The sequence below is a fragment of the Pseudoclavibacter sp. CFCC 13796 genome, assembly GCF_008831185.1.
Lineage (GTDB): Bacteria > Actinomycetota > Actinomycetes > Actinomycetales > Microbacteriaceae > Pseudoclavibacter_A.
On record NZ_WBKD01000001.1, the window covers coordinates 1,833,324 to 1,852,742 of the forward strand.

At 65.6% G+C, this 19,419-nt stretch carries 18 protein-coding genes; 2 read left to right on the top strand and 16 right to left on the bottom strand.

Features of this window, described 5'->3' with window-relative positions; all coding sequences use genetic code 11:
- Positions 1-43: 43 nt before the first annotated feature.
- The 8 genes from F8O07_RS08240 to F8O07_RS08275 all read right to left on the bottom strand — a co-directional run bounded on the left by F8O07_RS08240 (position 44) and on the right by F8O07_RS08275 (position 8,246).
- Positions 44-952, bottom strand: coding sequence for a shikimate dehydrogenase (locus F8O07_RS08240; RefSeq protein ID WP_192496711.1), 909 nt, complete (start codon positions 950-952; stop codon positions 44-46).
- Positions 952-2,037 (bottom strand): endolytic transglycosylase MltG, encoded by a 1,086-nt coding sequence (gene mltG / locus F8O07_RS08245; RefSeq protein ID WP_158031583.1) that lies wholly within the window; start codon positions 2,035-2,037, stop codon positions 952-954. Before mltG ends, F8O07_RS08240 begins: the two co-directional genes overlap by 1 nt.
- Positions 2,034-2,513, bottom strand: coding sequence for a Holliday junction resolvase RuvX (ruvX, locus tag F8O07_RS08250; protein ID WP_158031584.1), 480 nt, complete (start codon positions 2,511-2,513; stop codon positions 2,034-2,036). Before ruvX ends, mltG begins: the two co-directional genes overlap by 4 nt.
- On the bottom strand, positions 2,510-5,173 hold the full coding sequence (gene alaS / locus F8O07_RS08255) for an alanine--tRNA ligase (RefSeq protein WP_158031585.1): 2,664 nt from the start codon (positions 5,171-5,173) through the stop codon (positions 2,510-2,512). Before alaS ends, ruvX begins: the two co-directional genes overlap by 4 nt.
- Before the next feature lie 114 nt (positions 5,174-5,287).
- Positions 5,288-5,497 carry a hypothetical protein gene (locus F8O07_RS08260; protein WP_158031586.1) on the bottom strand — a complete coding sequence of 70 codons (210 nt, stop codon included), beginning with the start codon at positions 5,495-5,497 and terminating at the stop codon, positions 5,288-5,290.
- Positions 5,498-5,503: 6 nt separating this feature from the next.
- Complete coding sequence (locus F8O07_RS08265; RefSeq protein ID WP_158031587.1) at positions 5,504-5,881, bottom strand: DUF948 domain-containing protein; 378 nt, start codon at positions 5,879-5,881, stop codon at positions 5,504-5,506.
- A 45-nt stretch (positions 5,882-5,926) separates the two neighbouring features.
- Positions 5,927-6,556: a 30S ribosomal protein S4 gene (gene rpsD, locus F8O07_RS08270; RefSeq protein ID WP_158031588.1), complete on the bottom strand. Its 630-nt coding sequence runs from the start codon at positions 6,554-6,556 to the stop codon at positions 5,927-5,929.
- Positions 6,557-6,716: 160 nt separating this feature from the next.
- Positions 6,717-8,246: a replication-associated recombination protein A gene (locus tag F8O07_RS08275; protein WP_158031589.1), complete on the bottom strand. Its 1,530-nt coding sequence runs from the start codon at positions 8,244-8,246 to the stop codon at positions 6,717-6,719.
- A 126-nt stretch (positions 8,247-8,372) separates the two neighbouring features.
- Between F8O07_RS08275 and F8O07_RS08280 the strand changes: the two genes are divergently transcribed.
- Positions 8,373-9,608: a DUF349 domain-containing protein gene (locus F8O07_RS08280; protein WP_192496712.1), complete on the top strand. Its 1,236-nt coding sequence runs from the start codon at positions 8,373-8,375 to the stop codon at positions 9,606-9,608.
- A 123-nt stretch (positions 9,609-9,731) separates the two neighbouring features.
- On the top strand, positions 9,732-10,346 hold the full coding sequence (locus tag F8O07_RS08285; RefSeq protein WP_158031591.1) for a hypothetical protein: 615 nt from the start codon (positions 9,732-9,734) through the stop codon (positions 10,344-10,346).
- Here the strand turns inward: F8O07_RS08285 and F8O07_RS08290 are convergent.
- The 8 genes from F8O07_RS08290 to F8O07_RS08325 form a co-directional block, all read right to left on the bottom strand.
- Positions 10,336-12,606, bottom strand: a complete 2,271-nt coding sequence (locus tag F8O07_RS08290) for a RelA/SpoT family protein (RefSeq protein ID WP_158031592.1) — start codon at positions 12,604-12,606, stop codon at positions 10,336-10,338. The two genes, F8O07_RS08285 and F8O07_RS08290, sit on opposite strands and share 11 nt — an antisense overlap.
- Before the next feature lie 44 nt (positions 12,607-12,650).
- On the bottom strand, positions 12,651-13,718 hold the full coding sequence (secF, locus tag F8O07_RS08295; RefSeq protein WP_158031593.1) for a protein translocase subunit SecF: 1,068 nt from the start codon (positions 13,716-13,718) through the stop codon (positions 12,651-12,653).
- Positions 13,718-15,640 carry a protein translocase subunit SecD gene (gene secD / locus F8O07_RS08300; RefSeq protein ID WP_158031594.1) on the bottom strand — a complete coding sequence of 641 codons (1,923 nt, stop codon included), beginning with the start codon at positions 15,638-15,640 and terminating at the stop codon, positions 13,718-13,720. The genes secF and secD overlap by 1 nt, the downstream gene beginning before the upstream one ends.
- A 161-nt stretch (positions 15,641-15,801) precedes the next feature.
- Positions 15,802-16,260 carry a preprotein translocase subunit YajC gene (gene yajC, locus F8O07_RS08305; protein ID WP_192496713.1) on the bottom strand — a complete coding sequence of 153 codons (459 nt, stop codon included), beginning with the start codon at positions 16,258-16,260 and terminating at the stop codon, positions 15,802-15,804.
- A 78-nt stretch (positions 16,261-16,338) separates the two neighbouring features.
- Positions 16,339-17,451 (bottom strand): Holliday junction branch migration DNA helicase RuvB, encoded by a 1,113-nt coding sequence (gene ruvB / locus F8O07_RS08310; protein WP_158031596.1) that lies wholly within the window; start codon positions 17,449-17,451, stop codon positions 16,339-16,341.
- Positions 17,448-18,035: a Holliday junction branch migration protein RuvA gene (ruvA, locus tag F8O07_RS08315; protein WP_158031597.1), complete on the bottom strand. Its 588-nt coding sequence runs from the start codon at positions 18,033-18,035 to the stop codon at positions 17,448-17,450. Before ruvA ends, ruvB begins: the two co-directional genes overlap by 4 nt.
- Positions 18,032-18,652 carry a crossover junction endodeoxyribonuclease RuvC gene (gene ruvC, locus F8O07_RS08320; RefSeq protein ID WP_158031598.1) on the bottom strand — a complete coding sequence of 207 codons (621 nt, stop codon included), beginning with the start codon at positions 18,650-18,652 and terminating at the stop codon, positions 18,032-18,034. Before ruvC ends, ruvA begins: the two co-directional genes overlap by 4 nt.
- A 1-nt stretch (position 18,653) precedes the next feature.
- On the bottom strand, positions 18,654-19,415 hold the full coding sequence (locus F8O07_RS08325; protein ID WP_158031599.1) for a YebC/PmpR family DNA-binding transcriptional regulator: 762 nt from the start codon (positions 19,413-19,415) through the stop codon (positions 18,654-18,656).
- Positions 19,416-19,419 lie beyond the last annotated feature (4 nt).

Here is a 19,419-nt window from a genome sequence, read left to right on the forward strand (position 1 = left end):
TAGGGTCGAGGGTCAAACTCGTTTCGGTGCCGAAGCCGAGGCGTCAGGGCCGCGGCAGATCACCCGGCGGCATCCCGTTCGGCGGCAGCACTGCTCGCATCGCACGCACGATCGTCGGTTCGTCGGGCAGCTCGCGCGTGTCGTCGCCGAAGACGAAGAAGCGCACCTGCGCGACCGCCTGCCAGAGCAGCATCTCGATGCCCGAGACTGCGGTGCCGCCGATGGCCTGCCAGCGGGTCGCCAGCGTCGAGGGCCATGGGTCGTAGGCGACGTCCAGCAGCACGTCGCCCGCTGAGCTGAGTCGAGGTTCAATCGCATCTGCGGCATGGGCGGGCAGCGTCGACACGACCGCCGGTGCCGTCAGCGCGAGCTCTCCCCCGGTCAGCGTCACGACATCCACCGTGACGCCCCAATCGGCCGCGCGATCGACCAGCTCGCCGGCGTGCTCCGGCGTGCGTGCGTGCAGGCGGACGCTGCGGGCGCCGAGATCTGCGAGCGCCCGCAGCGAGCTCAGTGCGGTCGCACCCGAGCCGATCACCTCGGCGCTCTCGAGTCGTTCGATTCCGGCTTCGCGCAGGGCTTGCTCGATGCCCCACACGTCGGTGTTCGCCCCTTGCAGCACACGCGTGCCGGAGCTCCTGCCTGAGGCGAAGCGCAGCGTGTTGGCCACCTGCAGCTCGTCGACCAGCGGAGTCACCTCCTCGAGATAGGCGATGACCTCGCGCTTCAGCGGCATCGTCAGGCTGAGCCCGAGCCAGTCGTCGCCGAGCCCCTGCAGAAAGGGCAGCAGCTCGCCGCTGCCGACCTCTGCGCGGTCGTACTGCCAGGGCAGCCCGAGGGTGGTGTAGGCGGCATTGTGCAGCAGCGGAGACAACGAATGCTCGATCGGGCTACCCAACACGGCTAGGCGCCGCTGCGACCGCACGGTCGCAGCGGAGGCATCGGCAGCCACTACTGAATGCCTTTCTGCTGCTTCCAGGCGTTGTACCGGTCGACCGACGCCTGATGCTCCTGCAGCGTCGTCGAGAAGACCGTCTCGCCGGTGTCGAGGTTCACCGTCACGAAGTACAGCCAGTCGCCGGGGGTCGGGTTGAGCGACGCCTGGATGGCGTCGTCGCCCGGGTTGCCGATCGGTCCGACCGGCAGGCCCTTGTTGGCGTAGGTGTTGTACTTGTTGCTCGCATCGTCGCGTTCCTGTTTGTCAGGCTCGACGATATCGGTGCGCCCCGACCCGTAGGTCACAGTCGAGTCCATCTGCAGCGGCATGCCCTGGGCGAGCCGGTTGTCGATCACACGCGCGACTTTGCCCATGTCGGCGACGCTGCCCGATTCGGCCTGCACGACCGAGGCCTTCGTCATCACGTCGTAGCGTGCCGCGTCGCCCTGCACCCCGGCGTTGTCGAGGGCCTTGTTGGCGCGATCGACCATCTGCTTGATGATGTCTTTCGGCTCGGCCTCTGGGTCGATCGTGTATGTCGCCGGGAACAGGAAGCCCTCCAGGGACTTATGATCCTTCGCCTGCTGCGGAACGTCGTAGGCGTTCACGTCGCGCGCGGCGGCCTGCAGCTTCTCGAGCGGCAGATCGACCACCTCCGAGATGCGGGCCAGAATCTGCGACTGTCGGTAGCCTTCTGGAATGACGACCTTGAGGTCGACGCGGTTCGACGGGTCGCTCAGCACATCGATGACCGTGGCCGAGGGAGACTCTTTCTGCAGCTTATACGCCCCCGGCTGGAAGACCGGTTCAGGAGACCGTTTGTGGTACTCGTCCAAGAAGCCCTTGTACGTCTTGATCACGCCGACGTCGACGAGGTTCTCGGCGATGTCGGTGCCCGACTCACCGTCACGGATCACGAACGTCACGTCGTCGGTGCCCGGCCCCGGGTAGTCGATGACCTCGCCGATGCCCATCTCACGCATCAGCGACCGCCCGGCGAAGAGCAGCGCGGCGATGAAGACGGCGACCAACACCGTCACAACGATCCAGGTGATCGTGCGTTTGCGTCGTGTGCGGCGTCTGCCTGCGTGTCTGCTCATGCATCGTTCCTTTCGACAGCGTCGCCGAGCAGTCGCCCGGTGTGCTGCTCAATCTCCAGCGCCTGCTGCAGGATGGCAACTGCGGCTGCCTGATCGATCACCGATCGCTGCTTCCCGCGTTTGCGACCGCTCGGCCGCAGCTGACGGGCCGCGACGTTGGTGGTCAGCCGTTCGTCGACCAGATGTGCAGCGATGCCGGTTCTCTCGACCAGCTGCTGGCAGACGTCACGGGCGTCGTCCGTCGACTGTGTGTCGCCGCCGCGCAGATTGATCGGCAGGCCGCAGACCAGCCCTACGGCGCCGTACTCCTCGGCGATTTCTGCGATGCGTTCCGCCCATGAGCCGTCATCAGTGCGCTGCACCGTCTCGACCGGGTAGGCCAAGAGGTGGTCGGCGTCGCAGGCGGCCACTCCGATGCGGGCCTTGCCGACATCGATGCCGAGCAGCACGCCGCGACGCTCACCCGCTGCTGTCACCGGTCGCGCACCTGCACACGCACCGCTTGGAGCGCGGCCTCGACTCCGCTGGCGTCGGTGCCGCCTCCTTGAGCGAAGTCCGGCTTTCCGCCGCCTCCGCCGCCCAGACGCGTCGCCGCAGCCTTGACCAGGGCCCCGGCCTTGACGCCGAGATCACGAGCCGCCTGATTCGTGGCGACGACGACCGTCGGTCGCTGACCGACGACCGCGACCAGCGCGACCACGGCTGCGTCCGCGCCCAGAGCTGACCGCACCTGCATGCCCAGCTCTCGCAGGGCATCAGCATCTGACACCTCGACGCGTGCGACGACCGCTCGCACGCCGGCGAGGTCTTCGGCACGTCCCACGAGAGCGGGAACCTGGGCGCCGAGCTTGGCCTTCGTGAGATCTTTGACCTGCTTCTGTGCGGCGTGCAGCTCTTCGACCAGAGCCGAGACTCGCTGCTCGAGCTGGTTGGGCTTCGTCTTGAGCTGAGCGGCGAGCGAGGCGATGAGCTGCTGCTGCGTGATGCCGTGCTGCACGGCGTCCATGCCGACCAGTGCCTCGAGACGACGCGCACCTGAGCCCACCGACGTCTCGCTGATCAGGTTGACGACGCCGATCTGCGAGCTGTGCGCGACATGCGTGCCTGCGCAGAGCTCGCGTGACCACGGGCCGCCGATCTCGACGACGCGAACCTCGCGACCGTATTTCTCACCGAAGAGGGCCATCGCGCCGGTCGCCTTTGCCGACTCGAGATCCATGATCGTAGCGCTGACCGGCAGATCGTTGCGCACAGCCTGGTTGCAGATCTCGTTGATCTCGCTGACCGTCTCAGGGCTCAGCCTGTTGTTCCAGGCGAAGTCGAGACGCATGTAGCCGGGGCGGTTGAGCGACCCCGACTGCACCGCGGTGCGGCCGAGCGTCTGACGCAGGGCGGCGTGCACGAGGTGTGTGGCCGAGTGTGCCTGGCTGGCCTCGAGACGATGCAGCGCGTCGGCGTGCACCTGCACGCGGTCGTCGACCGCCAGTGTGCCTTTCGAGACCTGCACCGAGTGAACGGTGAGCCCCTTGACCGGTGCCTGCGCGTCGACGATGCGTCCGGTGAAGTTGGCACCGACGAGCGTGCCGTGGTCTGCGGTCTGGCCGCCGCCCTCGGCATAGATCGGCGTCTCGTCCAGAATGACGTCGACCGACTCGCCCTCGGTGGCAGTCGGAACCGACTGACCGTCGCGGATGAGACCCAGCACACGTGCCTCGGTCGACAGCGCGTCGTAGCCGAGGAACTTGGTCGCACCCAGCGCGCGCAGATCCCGGTAGACCGCGAGATCGACGTTGCCGGTCTTCTTCGACTTTGCGTCGGCCTTAGCGCGTTCGCGCTGCTCGGTCATGAGCTTGGCGAACTCGTCGCGGTCGACGTCGAGGCCGGCCTCCTGCGCGATCTCGACGGTGAGGTCGATGGGAAACCCGTACGTGTCGTGCAGAGCGAACGCCGTGTCGCCCGACAGCGACGAGCTCTTCGCCTCTTTGGTGTGCTCGATCGCGAGGTCGAGGATCGTCGTACCGGCGCCCAGCGTGCGCAGGAATGAGTCCTCTTCGTTGTAGGTGATGTTCGAGATGCGCTCGAACCCGGTTTCGAGCTCGGGGTACGAGGCTTTCATGGCGTCTTTCGACACCGGCAGCAGGTCGGGCATGACCGGCCGGTCGACGCCCATCAGACGCATGGCGCGCACGGCGCGACGGATCAGGCGGCGCAGCACGTAGCCGCGGCCGTCGTTCGAGGGGCTGACGCCGTCGTTGATCAGCATCATCGCACTGCGCACGTGGTCGGCGACGATGCGCAGCCGCACGTCGTCGTCGTGGCTCTCAGTGCCGCCGTAGCTGATGCCTGCAAGCTCGGAGGCCCGGTCGAGCACGGGGCGCACCTGGTCGATCTCGTACATGTTCTCGACGCCCTGTTTGACGAAGGCGACGCGCTCAAGCCCCATGCCGGTGTCAATGTTCTTGTGCGGCAGCTCGCCGACGATGTCGAACTCGGTCTTCGAGCGCACGTTGTTGATCTCGTACTGCATGAACACGAGGTTCCAGATCTCGAGGAATCTCGAGTCGTCTATGGCAGGCCCGCCGTCACGGCCGTATTTCGGGCCGCGATCGTAGTAGATCTCGGAGCAGGGACCGGCGGGGCCCGGCTGACCGGTCGACCAGTAGTTGTCCTCGCGGCCGAGACGCTGGATGCGGTGCTCGGGCAGACCGGCGATACGGCGCCACAGCTCGTGCGCCTCGTCGTCGTCTTCGTAGACGGTGACCCAGAGGTCTTTCTCGTCGAACCCGTAGCCGCCGTCGGCTTCGGACGAGGTCAGCAGATCCCAGGCATAGGTGATCGCGCCCTCTTTGAAGTAGTCGCCGAACGACCAGTTGCCGAGCATCTGGAAGAAAGTGCCGTGGCGGGCCGTCTTGCCCACCTCTTCGATGTCATTGGTGCGGATGCACTTCTGGCAGTCGGCCGCCCGCGGGTACGGGGCGGGAACAGCGCCCGTCAGATACGGGATGAACGGCACCATGCCGGCGACGGTGAAGAGCAGGGACGGATCATCCGAGATCAACGATGCCGAGGGAACGATGGTGTGATCTTTGCTGGCGAAGTAGTCGAGCCAGCGCTGTCGGATATCCGCAGTGTACATATGCCTTCACAGACGTTTCGTAGTGGGGAAACGGGTGCCAGGTGCGGATCTCTCCGCACGATGGCACCCGTCCGGTGAGTCGTTCACCGTGAGAAGTTTTGGGCTCAGCGCAGATCAGTGCTGCGCAGCGTCACGCAGTTCGTCCTGCAGATCGTCGATCGCCTCTCGAACCTCGGCCGTGCGCTCCTGAAAGCTGCGCGCCACGGTGTCGGTGAAGTCGTTGACCTCGGCGAAGAATGCCTGACCCTTCTCGGTCTGCGACACCTTGTGAGCCACGAGGAATCCCGTGCCGATGCCGACGATGAACCAGAATGCCTTGCCCATATGCGCCTACTTTCGCTTCGCGGTGGTCTTGGCCTGCTTCGCCGTCGTGCGACGGCTTTTGCCGAACGACGCCGCGATGCCTGCGACGCGCCCTAACGGCGAGTTGACGACCGAGGTGACCGTCGCGACGACGCCGCTGACGTTGTCGGCGACCTTCGTCAGGTTGGTCGTGATGCCGTCGACCTTGACCAGCTGCCGATTGGCCTCGGCCACGGTCGCCGTGCTCTCTTCGATCAGGGGGGCGACGTTGTCGGTGAGATCGCGCACGCTCTCGCGTGCCTCATCGAGCAGATGGCCGAGCTTCCAGAGCGGCACGATCAGCACCGCCACCAGAACGACGAAGGCGATCGCAGCGATCAGCGCTGCAATGTCTCCTCCAGTCATGACCGTTCTCCTCTCTCCCACCGACAACGTCGGATGGGTCAGTGATCAGCGCGCAGCGTAGTACTCGACGACCAGCTGGACTTCACAGGTGACGGGCACTTCGGCGCGCTTCGGGCGACGCGTCAGCGTGGCCTCGAGCTTGTCGAGCGTGACGTCGAGATACTCCGGCACGGCCGGCAGCACCTCTGCGTGGGCGCCTTCTGCGGCGACCTGGAAGACGTCGAGCTTCTCGCTCTTCTCGTGCACGTGAATGAGCTGACCCGGCTTCACGCGGAACGACGGGCGGTCGACGCGTTCGCCGTCGACCATGATGTGACGGTGCACGACCAGCTGGCGAGCCTGCTGGATGCTGCGGGCGAAGCCGGCGCGCAGAACGAGCGCGTCGAGACGCTGCTCGAGCAGCTCGACCAGGTTCTCACCGGTCAGACCCTCCTGCTTGCGGGCTTCGCTGAACACGCGGCGCAGCTGTGCCTCGCGGATGCCGTACTGGGCGCGCAGACGCTGCTTCTCGCGCAGACGCACCGCGTAGTCGGAGTCGGTGCGGCGCTTCGTGCGGCCGTGCTGACCCGGGGGGAACGGACGGTTCTCCATCAGTCGGGCAGCCTTGGGGGTCAGTGCCACGCCCAGCGCGCGGGACAGACGGGTTTTGCTATGAGTACGCGACTTCGTCGCCATTGTTTCCTCTCGATGACGCTAAATACAATCAATCAGTGAGCCGGGGCAACGCTCGGCTACAGAGCGCCACCATTCACTCCGCGGGCGCAGCCGCTCGCCGTGCAGAGTTCAGGCCGAATAACACTACCACGCTCCTCTGTGCGCGGCGCCCGCCGCACCGTCACTTCTTCTCGAGCCCGTCGTCGGCATCCGCCGTCGCCTCAGGCGACGACTCAGCCGCCTTCCCGGAGGGCACCTCAGGAGTCTTGCCAGAGGGAGCTTCGGCGGTCTTCGCGGTGGCCGCCCCAGCGGTCTTTGCCGTGGGCGTCTGCGCAGCTCGCTGCATCGGCAGCCCGGCGAGCAGCCGACGCACCTGATCGAGTCGACGGCCGATCGTGGCGTCGAATCCGTGGCCGGTCGGCTCGTAGTAGCGGCGTCCCTGCAGCGTGTCGGGCAGATACTGTTGGGCGCTCACCCCCGTCGGCTCGTCGTGGGGGTACTGATAGCCGATGCCGTGGCCCAGTGCACGCGCCCCTTTATAGTGCGCATCGCGCAGATGGGACGGCACATCGCCTGCCTCACCGGCTCGGATGTCGGCGATCGCGCGATCGATGGCCAGGTACGCCGCATTCGATTTGGGGGCCGAGGCCAGATAGACGGTGGCCTCGGCCAGAGGGATGCGACCCTCGGGCATGCCCACCATCGCGACCGTCTGCGCGGCAGCCACAGCGATGCTCAGCGCCTGTGGATCGGCCGTGCCGATGTCTTCGGCAGCCGAGATCATGAGACGTCGTGCGATGAAGCGGGAGTCTTCGCCGCCCTCGATCATGCGGGCCAGGTAGTGCACCGCCGCGTCGACGTCTGACCCGCGGATCGATTTGATGAACGCACTGACCACGTCGTAGTGCTGATCGCCGTTCTGGTCGTACCGCACCAGCGCTCGGTCTGCCACGATCGCGACCACTGCCGCGGTGATGCGGGGCAGCCGAGCCTGTTCGGACGAATCTGCGTCGTCGGTCTTCTCAGCGGACGCAATGTCGGCGTCTGCCTGGCCGGCGGCCGCCTCGAGCAGGGTCAGCGCACGCCGGGCGTCGCCCGAGGCGAGCTCCACGATGGCCGTTCGGGCCTCGTCGTCGATCGCGACCGCCCCGTGCAGCCCACGTTCGTCGACGATGGCGCGATCGATGAGAGAGAGCAGGTCGTCGTCGGAGAGCGACGTCAGACGCAGCAGCAGCGATCGGCTGAGCAGCGGTGAGATCACGGAGAACGAGGGGTTCTCAGTGGTCGCCGCCACCAGCGTGACGATGCCGTCTTCGACGCCGGGCAGCAGGCTGTCCTGCTGCGCCTTGGTGAATCGATGGATCTCATCGAGGAACAGCACCGTCTGCGTGCCATAGAGGTCACGGTCTGCCTGCGCCTGCTCCATCACGCGTCGCACGTCTTTGACTCCGGCGCTGATGGCCGAGAGCTCGATGAAGCGGCGCTGTCCCTCGGTGGCGATCACATGCGCCAGCGTCGTCTTGCCCGTTCCCGGGGGGCCGAAGAGAATGACCGATGCCGGGGTGCGCTCGCCCTCGGTCGGGTGGCACAGACGCCACAGCGGTGTGCCCGGTCGACGCAGCTCGCTCTGACCGACAACGTCGTCGAGCGTTCGCGGTCGCATGCGCGCCGCCAATGGCCGGCTGGCTCGGGCACCTTGCAGAGACGTCATGCCGACAGCGTAGCGCCAGCCGACGACACGGCCGCTCAGACCGGCTTCGCCAGCGCGTCACGTGCACAGCAGCCGTCTGCCACCGGCTAGACTGGTGCAGCATCGAAGCGGGATTTGAGGAGAGTCGTGAGCGAGACACACCAGCAGCAGTTCGGCCGCGCCGACGGCGAGGGAAACGTCTACCTGGTCACAGGTGACGGCGAACGCTGGGTCGGGCAGGTCACCGGAGCCACCGCCGAGGAGGCACTGGCCTTCTACAGCCGCAAGTTCCAAGACCTCGTCGGCCAGGTCACTCTGGCCGAGCAGCGGGCACGCACCGGGGCGAAGGCCCGAGACGTGCGCAAGAGCGTCACGGCACTCGACGAAGCGCTGAAAGAGCCGGCGGTCGTCGGCGACCTCGACGCGCTGCGCACCAGGGTCGACGCACTGCGCACGCAGGTCGACGCACTGGAGAGCAAGCAGCAGGAGCAGTCGGCGCAGGCCCTCGCCGAAGCCGCGGCACAGCGAGAGGCCATCGTCGAGAAGATCGAGCAGCTGGCCGCCACCCCGGTCGCCAACATCCGCTGGAAGGACGTTCACGCCCAGGTCGAGCAGATCTTCGGCGAGTGGAAAGAGCACCAGCGCACCACGGCCCGCCTGCCCAAGCAGCAGGCCGACGCCCTGTGGGCGCGGTTCAAGCAGTCTCGCCGCAAACTCGAAGACGGTCGACGGGCGTTCTTCGCCAGCCTCGACGAGCAGCATCGCACGGCCAAGCAGACGAAGCAGCAGTTGGTCGAAGAGGCGCAGAAGCTGGCCGAGCAGGCCGAGCCCCGTGTCAATGACTACCGCGCGCTGCTCGATCGTTGGAAGGCCGCCGGGCGCGCCGGCGCCAAGGTCGACGACCGCCTCTGGGAGCAGTTCAAAGCAGCCGGAGACGTCATCTTCGCGAAGAAGCAGGAGCACGACGCCGTCACCGACGCCGAGTACGCAGAGAACCTGCAGAAGAAAGAGGGAGTGCTGACGCGGGCTGAGGCGCTGCTCCCGGTCACTGACTGGAAGGCTGCTCGCTCCGCGCTGCGTCGTCTGCAAGACGAATGGGATGAGATCGGTCGGGTTCCCCGTGCCAGCATGCGCTCCGTCGAGGCTCGGCTGCACGCTGTCGAGACGGCGGTCAAAGAGGCCGAAGACGCACACTGGTCCAAACGCAACAGTGAGAAGAGCGATCGTGCCACCGGTCTCGCCGCGCAGCTGCAGCAGAGCATCACCGATCTCGAGGCAGAGCTCGCTGCTGCTGAGGCGGCAGGTGACGCAGAGAAGACAGCCGAGATCACCAAAGCGCTTGAGACGCAGCGCAGCTGGCTGAAGGCCACCGGCATCGCCTGATCTGCCATCGGTCTCACAGCCCCGGCGGATGCTCCTTGTGCACAGGAGCATCCGCCGGGCCTTTCTGTACACAGCGTTGCTTTGACCCGTGTGCTTCGCCAACACTCGTGATCGACTGGCCTCATGGATCAGACAGAGGCGAACGGCCTGCGAGCTCAGGGCACCCGATCATCCGCTCACACACTGAGCCCCGAATGCTCCGCTCTGGCGGCGTTCTTCTCACCAGAAGAGCGCCGCCGGCTCACTCTTGACGGCCTGCTGAATGATCTCGGCGGCGTGCACCTCCCGTGGTTTGCCGCCAGCACGCCCCGAGCGCGGGCCGCCTCGCTGCCGACGCTGCCCGAGCCACTGGTCTGGGCAGGACGAACCGCTGCCTGGGTCTGGACGGGGTCACGCCGCCGCCCGTTCTATGAGGCGATGACGGCTCCCGGTCGACGCTGGGACATCCGTCGCGACGCCCTCGGCTCCGGAGTGATCTGCAGAATTCGCCATATGCGGCTGCAGCACTCGCACGTCGACGCTCTCGACCGCGCTCGCGTCACCGGCCCGACGCGCACCGCGAGAGACCTCGCCATGACGCTCGAGCATCCTGATGACTGTGTGCTGCTGGCCGACCTCGCGGCGCAGCACCGCCACGCGGTCGAACGGGCGCTGCCCTTGCTGCCCGCCGGCGATCAGACGCAGCACTCCGCGCATGCGCGACGCGCGCTGCAGCAGGCGCTCGCGCTCAGCCGTTGACGCGGTAGACGTCGTAGACGGCGTCGATGCGTCGCACGGCGTTCAGGATGCGATCGAGATGCACGGTATCACCCATCTCGAAGACGAACCGAGAGAGCGCCAGACGGTCGTCAGAGGTTTTGACGGAGGCTGAGAGGATGTTCACATGATGCTCGGAGAGCACCCGAGTGACATCGGAGAGCAGGCCGGAGCGATCGAGGGCCTCGACTTGGATGTTCACCAGGAACACGCTCTTGTGCGTCGGTGCCCACGAGACCTCGACCATTCGATCATGTTGGTTCTCATTGAGGTCGGCAACGTTGCGACAGTCGGCTCGGTGCACTGAGACGCCTGCGCCGCGAGTGATGAAGCCCACGATGTCGTCGCCGGGCACCGGAGTGCAGCACTTCGCCAGCTTGACCATGACGCCCGACTGACCGCGCACCAAGACCCCGGAGTCGCTGGTGGCCGCGCGCTGATGCGTCGTCGGATGCGGATGCGCCATGATCGGCAGTTCGCTGGTCGTCTCATCGAATTCGTCGAGTTCGATGCGCTCGATGACCGATTGAGTCGAGACGTGTCCCTCGCCGAGCGCCGCGTACAGCGCCCCGATGTTGGGGTACCCGAGGCCTGACGCGACCCGTGTGAACGCCTGCTGATCGCCGATGACGCGCAGCGGCACTCGGTTCTTGCGCAGCGCCCGCTGCAGGGCCTCTTTGCCGGCTTCGATCGACTCGTCGCGGCGCTCTTTGCTGAACCACTGGCGAATCTTCGCACGGGCTCGCGGGCTCGTCACGAACGAGAGCCAGTCTTTGCTCGGCCCGGCGTCCGCAGAGCGCGAAGTCAGAATCTCGACGACTTCGCCGCTGGCGAGTCTGGTGTCAAGCGGCACCAGACGACCGTTCACCTTCGCTCCCATCGCGCGGTGACCGACCTCGGTGTGCACCGCGTACGCGAAGTCGATCGGCGTCGCGCCGCCGGGCAGACCGACGACCTTTCCCTGCGGGGTGAAGACGTAGACCTCTTTGGCTCCGATCTCGAACCGCAGCGAGTCGAGGAACTCCCCCGGGTCTTTGGTCTCGGACTGCCAGTCGGAAAGGTGCTGCAGCCAGACCAGCTCCTGGTTGATGCCCTGCTCGGCGGTCTGGTTCATCACCGGCTTCGCCCCGCTGGCCTTATAGAGCCAGTGCGCAGCGACCCCGTACTCGGCGCGCTGATGCATCTCGTAGGTGCGAATCTGAATCTCGACGGGGCGTCCGTCCGGGCCGATCACCGATGTGTGCAGCGACTGGTACAGGTTGAACTTCGGGATCGCGATGTAGTCTTTGAAGCGCCCGGGAATCGGGCTCCACCGGGCGTGAATGGCGCCGAGAGCGGCGTAGCAGTCTCGGATCGAGTTCACCAGGATGCGAATGCCCACGAGGTCGTAGATCTCGTCGAACTCACGCCCGCGAACCACCATCTTCTGGTAGACGGAGTAGTAGTCTTTCGACCGCCCGACGACCTCGGCCTTGATCCGCTGTCGACGAAGATCGTCGTCGACCATCGAGATCACGCGCTTGACGTATGACTCGCGCGCCGGCGTGCGCTCTTTGACCAGACGCACGATCTCGTCGTAGACTTTCGGGTAGAGCGCCTTGAACGAACGGTCTTCGAGCTCGTGCTGCAGGGCACTCAGGCCCAAACGATGAGCGAGCGGCGCGTAGATCTCAAGCGTCTCTTTTGCCTTACGCGCCGCCTTCTCAGGCGGCACGAAGCCCCACGTCCGTGCGTTGTGCAGCCGGTCGGCCAGCTTGATCACGATTACTCGCACATCGCGAGCCATCGCGACGACCATCTTGCGAACAGTCTCGGCCTGGGCGTTCACCCCGTACTTGACTTTGTCGAGCTTCGTGACGCCGTCGACCAGCATGGCGATCTCGGCCCCGTAGTCGGCCGTGAGCTGATCGAGCGTGTAGTCAGTGTCTTCGACAGTGTCATGCAGCAGCGCAGCCGCCACGACTTGGGCTGATACTCCCAAGTCGGCCAGAATCTGCGCCACCGCGATCGGGTGGGTGATGTACGGTTCGCCGCTCTGACGCAGCTGCCCGTCATGGGCTGCATAGGCCGTCAGATACGCCCGCCTGATCAGAGCGAGGTCTTCTTTCGGGTGATGGTGTCGAACCGTCTGCACCAGTTGCGAGACCTGAGCGTCAAGACCGGTCGCCGGCCGCTGGAAGAGACGCGGCAGGCCGAGACGTCGTGGGGCTGACGGTGTTGACTGCTGCTGTGGCTCAGGCATGGTGTCGCCCCCTGATCGGTCGTGCGCTGTAGTGCTCCTGATGACTACTTCAGAGTACTCGGTTCGCCCGCAGACGTCGCATCGCCCGCCATCGCCTCTGTCGCCTCGCCAGCAGACGATCCTGCAGCCTCAAGTTCGGCACGATGCTCGGCGACGACTTCGTCATGCGCGACGATCTTCGGCTCTCTGCTGCGCAGCAGCGCATAAGTGGGCGCGGCCAGGAAGATCGTCGAGTACGCACCGACCAGGATGCCGATGAAGAGCGCCGTCGAGATGTCACGCAGTGTTCCCGCACCGAGCAGCCCGCCGATGAACAGAATGGATGCGACCGGAAGCAGCGCCACGACCGTGGTGTTGATCGAACGAATCAGCGTCTGGTTGACGGCGAGGTTGACCAGTTCTCCGAATGTTCGCGTCTTCTGCTCTTCGAAGCCGCGCGTGTTCTCACGAATCTTGTCGAAGACCACGACGGTGTCGTACAGCGAGTAGCCGAGAATCGTCAGAAAGCCGATCATCGCCGAGGGTGTGACCTCGATGCCGACCGCTCCGTAGATGCCAGCGGTGACCACGAGGTCATGGAAGAGGCTCAGCATGGCCGCGAGTGACATCTTCCAGGTTCGGAAGTAGATCGCCATCAGCACCGAGGCCAGTACGAGGAAGATGATCAGACCGCGCAGCGCCTGCGCTCCGACGTCCGCACCCCAGCTCGGATTGATGTATGACACGGCCACGTCGTCGCCGGGCACCTGGTACGTCTGTGCCAGAGCCGACGAGATCTGCTTCGACTCGTCTTCGCTGACCTGGTACGTCTGCACACGAATGGTGTCGTCGCCGATCACGGCGATGCGCGGCTCGATCTCGCTGTTCTGCAGCACCGATTCGACAGCGTCACGCGCCGGCTGCTCCTGGGGATCAACAACGTGCGTCACGCGGAACTCACTGCCTCCGCGGAACTCGATGCCGAGGTTGAACCCGCCCCGGGCGATCGGAAGGATCACCGAGAGCAGGATCAGCACGGCGGCGATCAGGTACCACACCTTCCAGCGACCGATGAAATTGACTGAACGCTTGCCTGAGTGCAGGTCGAAGCCCAACTGCGAGAAGGCGGCCATCAGCGCTGCTCCCCCTTCTTCTCATCGGCTGCCGAGTCTGTCTGGGCAGCGCCTTTCTGTGCGTCGTTCGTCGAGGCGGCCTCGGCTGAGTCGACGCCGTCATGCGGATGCGGTTCGAAGCCCGCAGCGCGAGCCTTGCGTTCGGCGATGGTCAGGCGGCGTTCGGCCTCGCCGGCAGCCCGGCGCGACTTCTTCGCTTTGCGACTGCCTGGTTCGGCAGATTCTGCCGCCCGAGCGGCGAAGTCCAGGTTCAGGCGTCCCCGATAGGCGTTGCCGAGCATCTGCGGGTTCAGTCCCGAGAAGTGATGGCCCTCGCCGAAGAACCGTGTGGTCGCGAGCAGCTGCATCATAGGGTGGGTGAAGAGCATGACCACCACGAGGTCGACGATGGTGGTGAGACCCAAGGTGAAGGCGAAGCCCTGCACACCGCCCACGGCGAGCACATAGAGCACGACGGCCGCGAGGAAGTTCACCATGTCTGAGGCCAGAATCGTGCGCAGCGCACGCTTCCAGCCCACCTCGACGGCGGGGATGAGCGTCGACCCGTCTCTGAGCTCGTCGCGTATTCGTTCGAAGTACACGATGAACGAGTCAGCCGTGATGCCGATCGCCACGATCAGGCCGGCGATGCCGGCCAGTGACAGGCGGTACCCTTCTGTCCACGACATCAGTGTGACGAGCAGATAGGTGATGCCCGAAGCGAGCACCAGTGACACGATGGTGACTAGGCCGAGGGCACGATACTGGAAAAGCGAGTACACGACGACGGCCAGCAGACCGATCGCACCGGCGATGAGGCCGTAGACCAGCTGCTGGGATCCGAGTGTCGGAGTGATCTTGTTCTGGCTCTGCACATCGAAGCTGATCGGCAGTGCGCCGTACTTGAGCTGATCCGCAAGCGTCTGCGAGCTCTCCTGGGTGAACTGCCCGCTGATCTGCGCGCGTCCGTCGGTGATGATCGCATTCGAGGTGGGTGCCACGATGACCTGTCCGTCGAGCACGACGGCGAAGCGGTTGGCCGGCTCGGTCTGGCTGGTGAGGTCGCTCGTGACCTTGTGGAACATGTCGGTGCCGACATCGTTGAATTCGATGTTCACGACCCAGTTGTTGGTGACGGTGCCGTTCTGACCGGCCTGCTGGCCCGCCTTGGCGTCGCTCAGCTGTTCGCCGTCGAGCAGCGCTCCGTCGGCTTTGTCATCCTGACGGTCGACCGGAGCGAGCAGCAGCTTCTCTCCGTTTGCGCTGCAGGCGATCTTCGGCAGGTCGGCACTGTTGACGCTGGTGCCGTCGGCATCGACCGAGGCACGGTTCGGCACGGGGTCGGCCATCTTGTACTGCTGCTGCGATGCGGCGTCGTCTCCGTTCTCCGGAGTCGATCCGTCTGCGGGAACCACGCAGCTGTATGCGTCGAACTGCGAGATGATGTCGTTCGACGCCTTCGTGCGAGCGGCGTTCTCGGTGGGATCCTCGCCGTCAAGCGTCGGCAGCTTCTCGGTGACGCCCGGCGTCGTCGGCGTCGTCGAGGTGGCGGCAGCGGAGCGCCAGACCCGACGAAACTCAAGCTTCGCAGACGACCGGATGCGCTGCAGCTGCTCGTCGGTGGGGTCGCCTGGAAGACTGATGACGATGTTGCGGCCGCCCTGCGTCGTGATCTCGGCTTCGGAGACGCCACCGGCGTCGACACGCTGGCGCATGATGCTCTGCGCCTGTTTCATCTGGTCGGCGCTCGGGTCGCTGCCGTCCTCGGTCTCTGCGGCGAGCACGATCTCCGTGCCGCCCTGCAGATCCAGCGCCAGCTTCGGCGTCGCCGAGGCTCCGCCCCAAAGGATGCCGCCGCCCAGGGTCGCCGCGAGAGCGACGATCACCACCCCGAGCCAGATCAGAGACTTGCGTGCCTGTCGCACCGGACCGCTTGCTGCCACTGTGTCGTTCTTCCTCGTCGTCAAGAGCACACGACCTGCCGGTCAGCGCACCGAACCGAGCGGTCGTTCCCCCCGGCTGCGTGGCCGTCTCATCTCTTCGAGACCGGACCACTCATGCGAATGAGCCGATGCACGTGGGCATCGGCTCATTCGCATGTCATCTAGTTGTTCTTGGGCTTGTCGTCATTCTGCGACGACGCATCGTCATGATCAGCGGTCGTGTCATAGTTCGAACCGCCGTTGTAGCGGTCGTTCTCGTCGCTGCGCAGGCCGTACTTCGGCGAGCCGTCCTCATCGGTGAGCGGCTCGGCAGCGGGGGTCGAGTCGCTCGTCACGGCGGCGGCCGGAGCATCGTCGACGGGAGACGACTCGATCTTGGTGATCGTCTGACGGTGCACGCGCACGAACGTTCCCGGCGTCGACTCGAGGGTCACGGTGTTGTTCGCCTCATCGATGTCACGGATCGTGCCGAACAGGCCGAAGCTGGTCATGACTTGGGCGCCGACGACGGCCTTGTCCTGGGTCTGCTTCGCCTCCCGCTGTCGTTTCTTGTTGTTGCGGAACGTCACGAAGATCAGCACGACGAATACCGCCAGCAGAATCAGAAGCATTGGATCCATGGAATAAAACTCCACTCTCATCGTCGGTTGCGGTCATCGGGCACGCACAGACGACCCGATCCAAGAGACTAGGCTACCCTAATCGTCCAAAAGCGTGGGCTGTGCGTTCCCTGCGGACGAGAGTTTCGCCTTCGGCGGAATCAACCCCAGATGCAGCCAGGCGTCACGCGATGCGACACGGCCCCGAGGGGTCCGCAACACGAGACCGCTGCGCACCAGGTACGGTTCGACAACTGACTCCAGAGTGTCGGTCTCTTCGCCGACGCTCATCGCCAACGGGCCGAGCCCGACCGGCCCCCCGGCGAACTGTCGGATCAGCACGCCGAGCACGTCTCGGTCGAGCCGGTCGAGACCGAGTTCGTCCACCTCGTAGAGCGACAGCGTCGATGAGACCGCCTCTAGAGGATCCTCATCGGGATGCACGATGAGGTAGTCGCGAACACGGCGCAGCAGCCGGTTCGCGATGCGAGGCGTTCCCCGTGACCGCGAGGCGATCTCGATGATGGCGTCTTCGCTCAGTTCGATCTCGAGCAGACCCGCGGTTCGATGCAGCAGCTGTGCGAGTTCATGAGGCGGATAGAACTCCATGTTCGCGGTGAACCCGAAGCGGTCGCGCAGCGGTGCGGGCAGAGCGCCCGCCCGCGTCGTGGCACCGACCAGCGTGAACGGCGCCAGCTCGAGCGGAATCGACGTCGCACCCGGCCCTTTGCCCACCATGACGTCGACGCGGAAGTCCTCCATCGCGAGATACAGCATCTCTGCAGCCGGCTTCGCGATGCGATGGATCTCGTCGATGAAGAGAACCTCGCCCTCGGTGAGCGAGCTGAGGATGGCGGCGAGATCGCCAGCATGGGTGATCGTCGGACCACTCGTCAGGCGCAGCGGTCGCCCCAGGTCATGCGCGACGATCATCGCCAGAGTCGTCTTGCCGAGTCCGGGAGGTCCCGCCAGCAGAATGTGATCGGCTGCACGCTCTCGCACTCTGGCGGCCTGCAGCACCAGATCGAGCTGTTCGCGCACTCGGCGCTGACCGACGAACTCATCGAGATGCTGCGGCCGGAAGGCGACGTCGTTGGCCGAATCGCGGTCGTCGAGCGGCGTCGGCGAGACGACGCTCTCAAGAGGCGCAGACGCTTCGCCGCGCGGGGTCTCGTCGCCCGCCGACGATCCTGGACGGCGCCTCGAACTCATCGAGCACCCCCGAGCAGGGCGAGCGCAGCTCGCAGCAGTGCGTCATCGCCTTTGGCGCCCACTTCGACGGCTCGCGCAACGGCCTCCTGCGCGTCACGCTCGGCCCACCCGAGGCCGACCAGAGCCGCGACCACGTTGACCGAGACGGCGGCGGATGCCGTGGACGTCTGCTGCGCAGGCGCCGGCGGTGCGATGCGGCCGGCAAGCTGCACGGTGATCAGCTTCGCGGTCTTCGCACCGATGCCGGAAATGGTCTGGAACGTCTTCGCATCTTCGTCGGCCACCGCCTGAGCGATGCGCTGCGGAGAGAGACCGCTCAGCACGGCGAGAGCCAGCTTCGGCCCCACACCGCTCACGGTGCGCAGAACGTCGAAGAGGCCTTTCTCCTCGGGAGTGCGAAAACCGAACAGCGTGACGGCGTCCTCACGCACGATCATGACGGTGAGTACGCTCACCTCGCTGCCCTCGCGCAGGCTCCGAGCCTGTTCTGCCGTTACCGATACCAGGTACCCCACGCCGTTGACGTCGATCAGCAGCTGGTCGGCGCCGGCGCTGACGACGGTGCCCCTCAGAGATCCGATCATCCTCGCCTCATCTTCCACTGCCCCGTCTTCGCCGCATCGCCTGCTGTGCGTTTGGAATTTGCCTGGCCGCGTTCGCGACCCAGCCGCCACTGCCGCTGCGCCGCCGTCTCGCCGGCTGGCGCGACCGCCTTCGTGTCGCTCGCAGTTGGCTTGAACGACTCACAGATCGCCACGGCCAGGGCATCGGCGGCATCGGGCGGTCCGTCGACGTGGTCGATGCCCAGCAGCCTCGCGACCATGTGCTGCACCTGCGACTTGTCGGCTCTTCCACTGCCGGTGACCGCAGCTTTCACCTCACTGGGCGTGTGCAGCACCAGCGGGATCTCAGCTTCGCCTGCGAGATGCATCACTGCGCCGATGATGTGCGCGACGCCCATCACCGACGGTAGGTTCTGCTGGGCGAAGACGCGTTCGACCGACACGGCTCGAGGCCGATGTCGCCGTATCAGCCGTTCGACCTCATGTGAGATCCGATGCACGCGAACCGCGATGTCGGCGGCCGGGTCGGAGCGGATCACGCCCACGTCGACCAAAGCGACGCGACGTCCCGGGCGCGACTCCACGACTCCGAACCCACAACGGGTCAGGCCGGGGTCGATGCCCAGGATGACCGACATGTCAGTCTTCTTCGGCCAGCGTCTCGACGATCTCGTCGCTCACGTCGAAGTTGCCGAACACGTTCTGCACGTCGTCGCTGTCTTCGAGCGAATCGATGATGCGGAACAGCTTGCGTGCCGTGTCGATGTCGACATCGATCTGCAGACCGGCGACGAACTCGTTCTCTGCAGAGTCGTAGTCGATGTTCGCGCCGACCAGGGCCTGCCGAACGGCCACCAGGTCGTTGGGCTCGCTGATCACGCGGAAGCTGTCGCCGTTGTCGATCACCTCTTCGGCTCCTGCGTCGAGCACCGCCTCGAGGATGGAATCCTCGGTGACACCGTCAGCCTTGGCTACGGTGACGACACCCTTGCGGCTGAAGTTGTACGCAACCGATCCCGGATCGGCCAGCGTGCCGCCGTTGCGGGTCAGCGCGGTGCGCACGTCGGCCGCTGCGCGGTTCTTGTTGTCGGTGAGGCACTCGACCAGCAGCGCGACGCCGCCCGGAGCATACGCCTCGTACATGATGGTCTCGTACTTCGCACCACCGTCGACCTCGCCCGAACCGCGCTTGACGGCGCGGGTGATGTTGTCGGCCGGAACCGAGTTCTTCTTCGCCTTCTGAATGGCGTCGAAGAGGGTCGGGTTGCCCTCAGGGTCGCCGCCGCCCAGGCGTGCGGCCACCTCGATGCCCTTGATGTACTTCGCGAAGGCCTTGGCGCGCTTCGCGTCGATCGCGGCCTTCTTGTGCTTCGTGGTCGCCCATTTGGAGTGGCCTGACATGTGA

Excerpts from the sequence above, each read along its gene's own strand:
- F8O07_RS08260 (WP_158031586.1), bottom strand. The coding sequence starts at position 5,497 with ATGGGCAAGGCATTCTGGTTCATCGTCGGCATCGGCACGGGATTCCTC.
- F8O07_RS08285 (WP_158031591.1), top strand. The coding sequence starts at position 9,732 with ATGGATCAGACAGAGGCGAACGGCCTGCGAGCTCAGGGCACCCGATCA.
- F8O07_RS08265 (WP_158031587.1), bottom strand. The coding sequence starts at position 5,881 with ATGACTGGAGGAGACATTGCAGCGCTGATCGCTGCGATCGCCTTCGTC.
- rpsD (WP_158031588.1), bottom strand. The coding sequence starts at position 6,556 with ATGGCGACGAAGTCGCGTACTCATAGCAAAACCCGTCTGTCCCGCGCG.
- yajC (WP_192496713.1), bottom strand. The coding sequence starts at position 16,260 with ATGGATCCAATGCTTCTGATTCTGCTGGCGGTATTCGTCGTGCTGATC.
- alaS (WP_158031585.1), bottom strand. The coding sequence starts at position 5,173 with ATGTACACTGCGGATATCCGACAGCGCTGGCTCGACTACTTCGCCAGC.
- secF (WP_158031593.1), bottom strand. The coding sequence starts at position 13,718 with ATGGCCGCCTTCTCGCAGTTGGGCTTCGACCTGCACTCAGGCAAGCGT.
- ruvB (WP_158031596.1), bottom strand. The coding sequence starts at position 17,451 with ATGAGTTCGAGGCGCCGTCCAGGATCGTCGGCGGGCGACGAGACCCCG.
- ruvC (WP_158031598.1), bottom strand. The coding sequence starts at position 18,652 with ATGTCGGTCATCCTGGGCATCGACCCCGGCCTGACCCGTTGTGGGTTC.
- F8O07_RS08275 (WP_158031589.1), bottom strand. The coding sequence starts at position 8,246 with ATGACGTCTCTGCAAGGTGCCCGAGCCAGCCGGCCATTGGCGGCGCGC.
- F8O07_RS08325 (WP_158031599.1), bottom strand. The coding sequence starts at position 19,415 with ATGTCAGGCCACTCCAAATGGGCGACCACGAAGCACAAGAAGGCCGCG.
- mltG (WP_158031583.1), bottom strand. The coding sequence starts at position 2,037 with ATGAGCAGACACGCAGGCAGACGCCGCACACGACGCAAACGCACGATC.
- F8O07_RS08290 (WP_158031592.1), bottom strand. The coding sequence starts at position 12,606 with ATGCCTGAGCCACAGCAGCAGTCAACACCGTCAGCCCCACGACGTCTC.
- ruvA (WP_158031597.1), bottom strand. The coding sequence starts at position 18,035 with ATGATCGGATCTCTGAGGGGCACCGTCGTCAGCGCCGGCGCCGACCAG.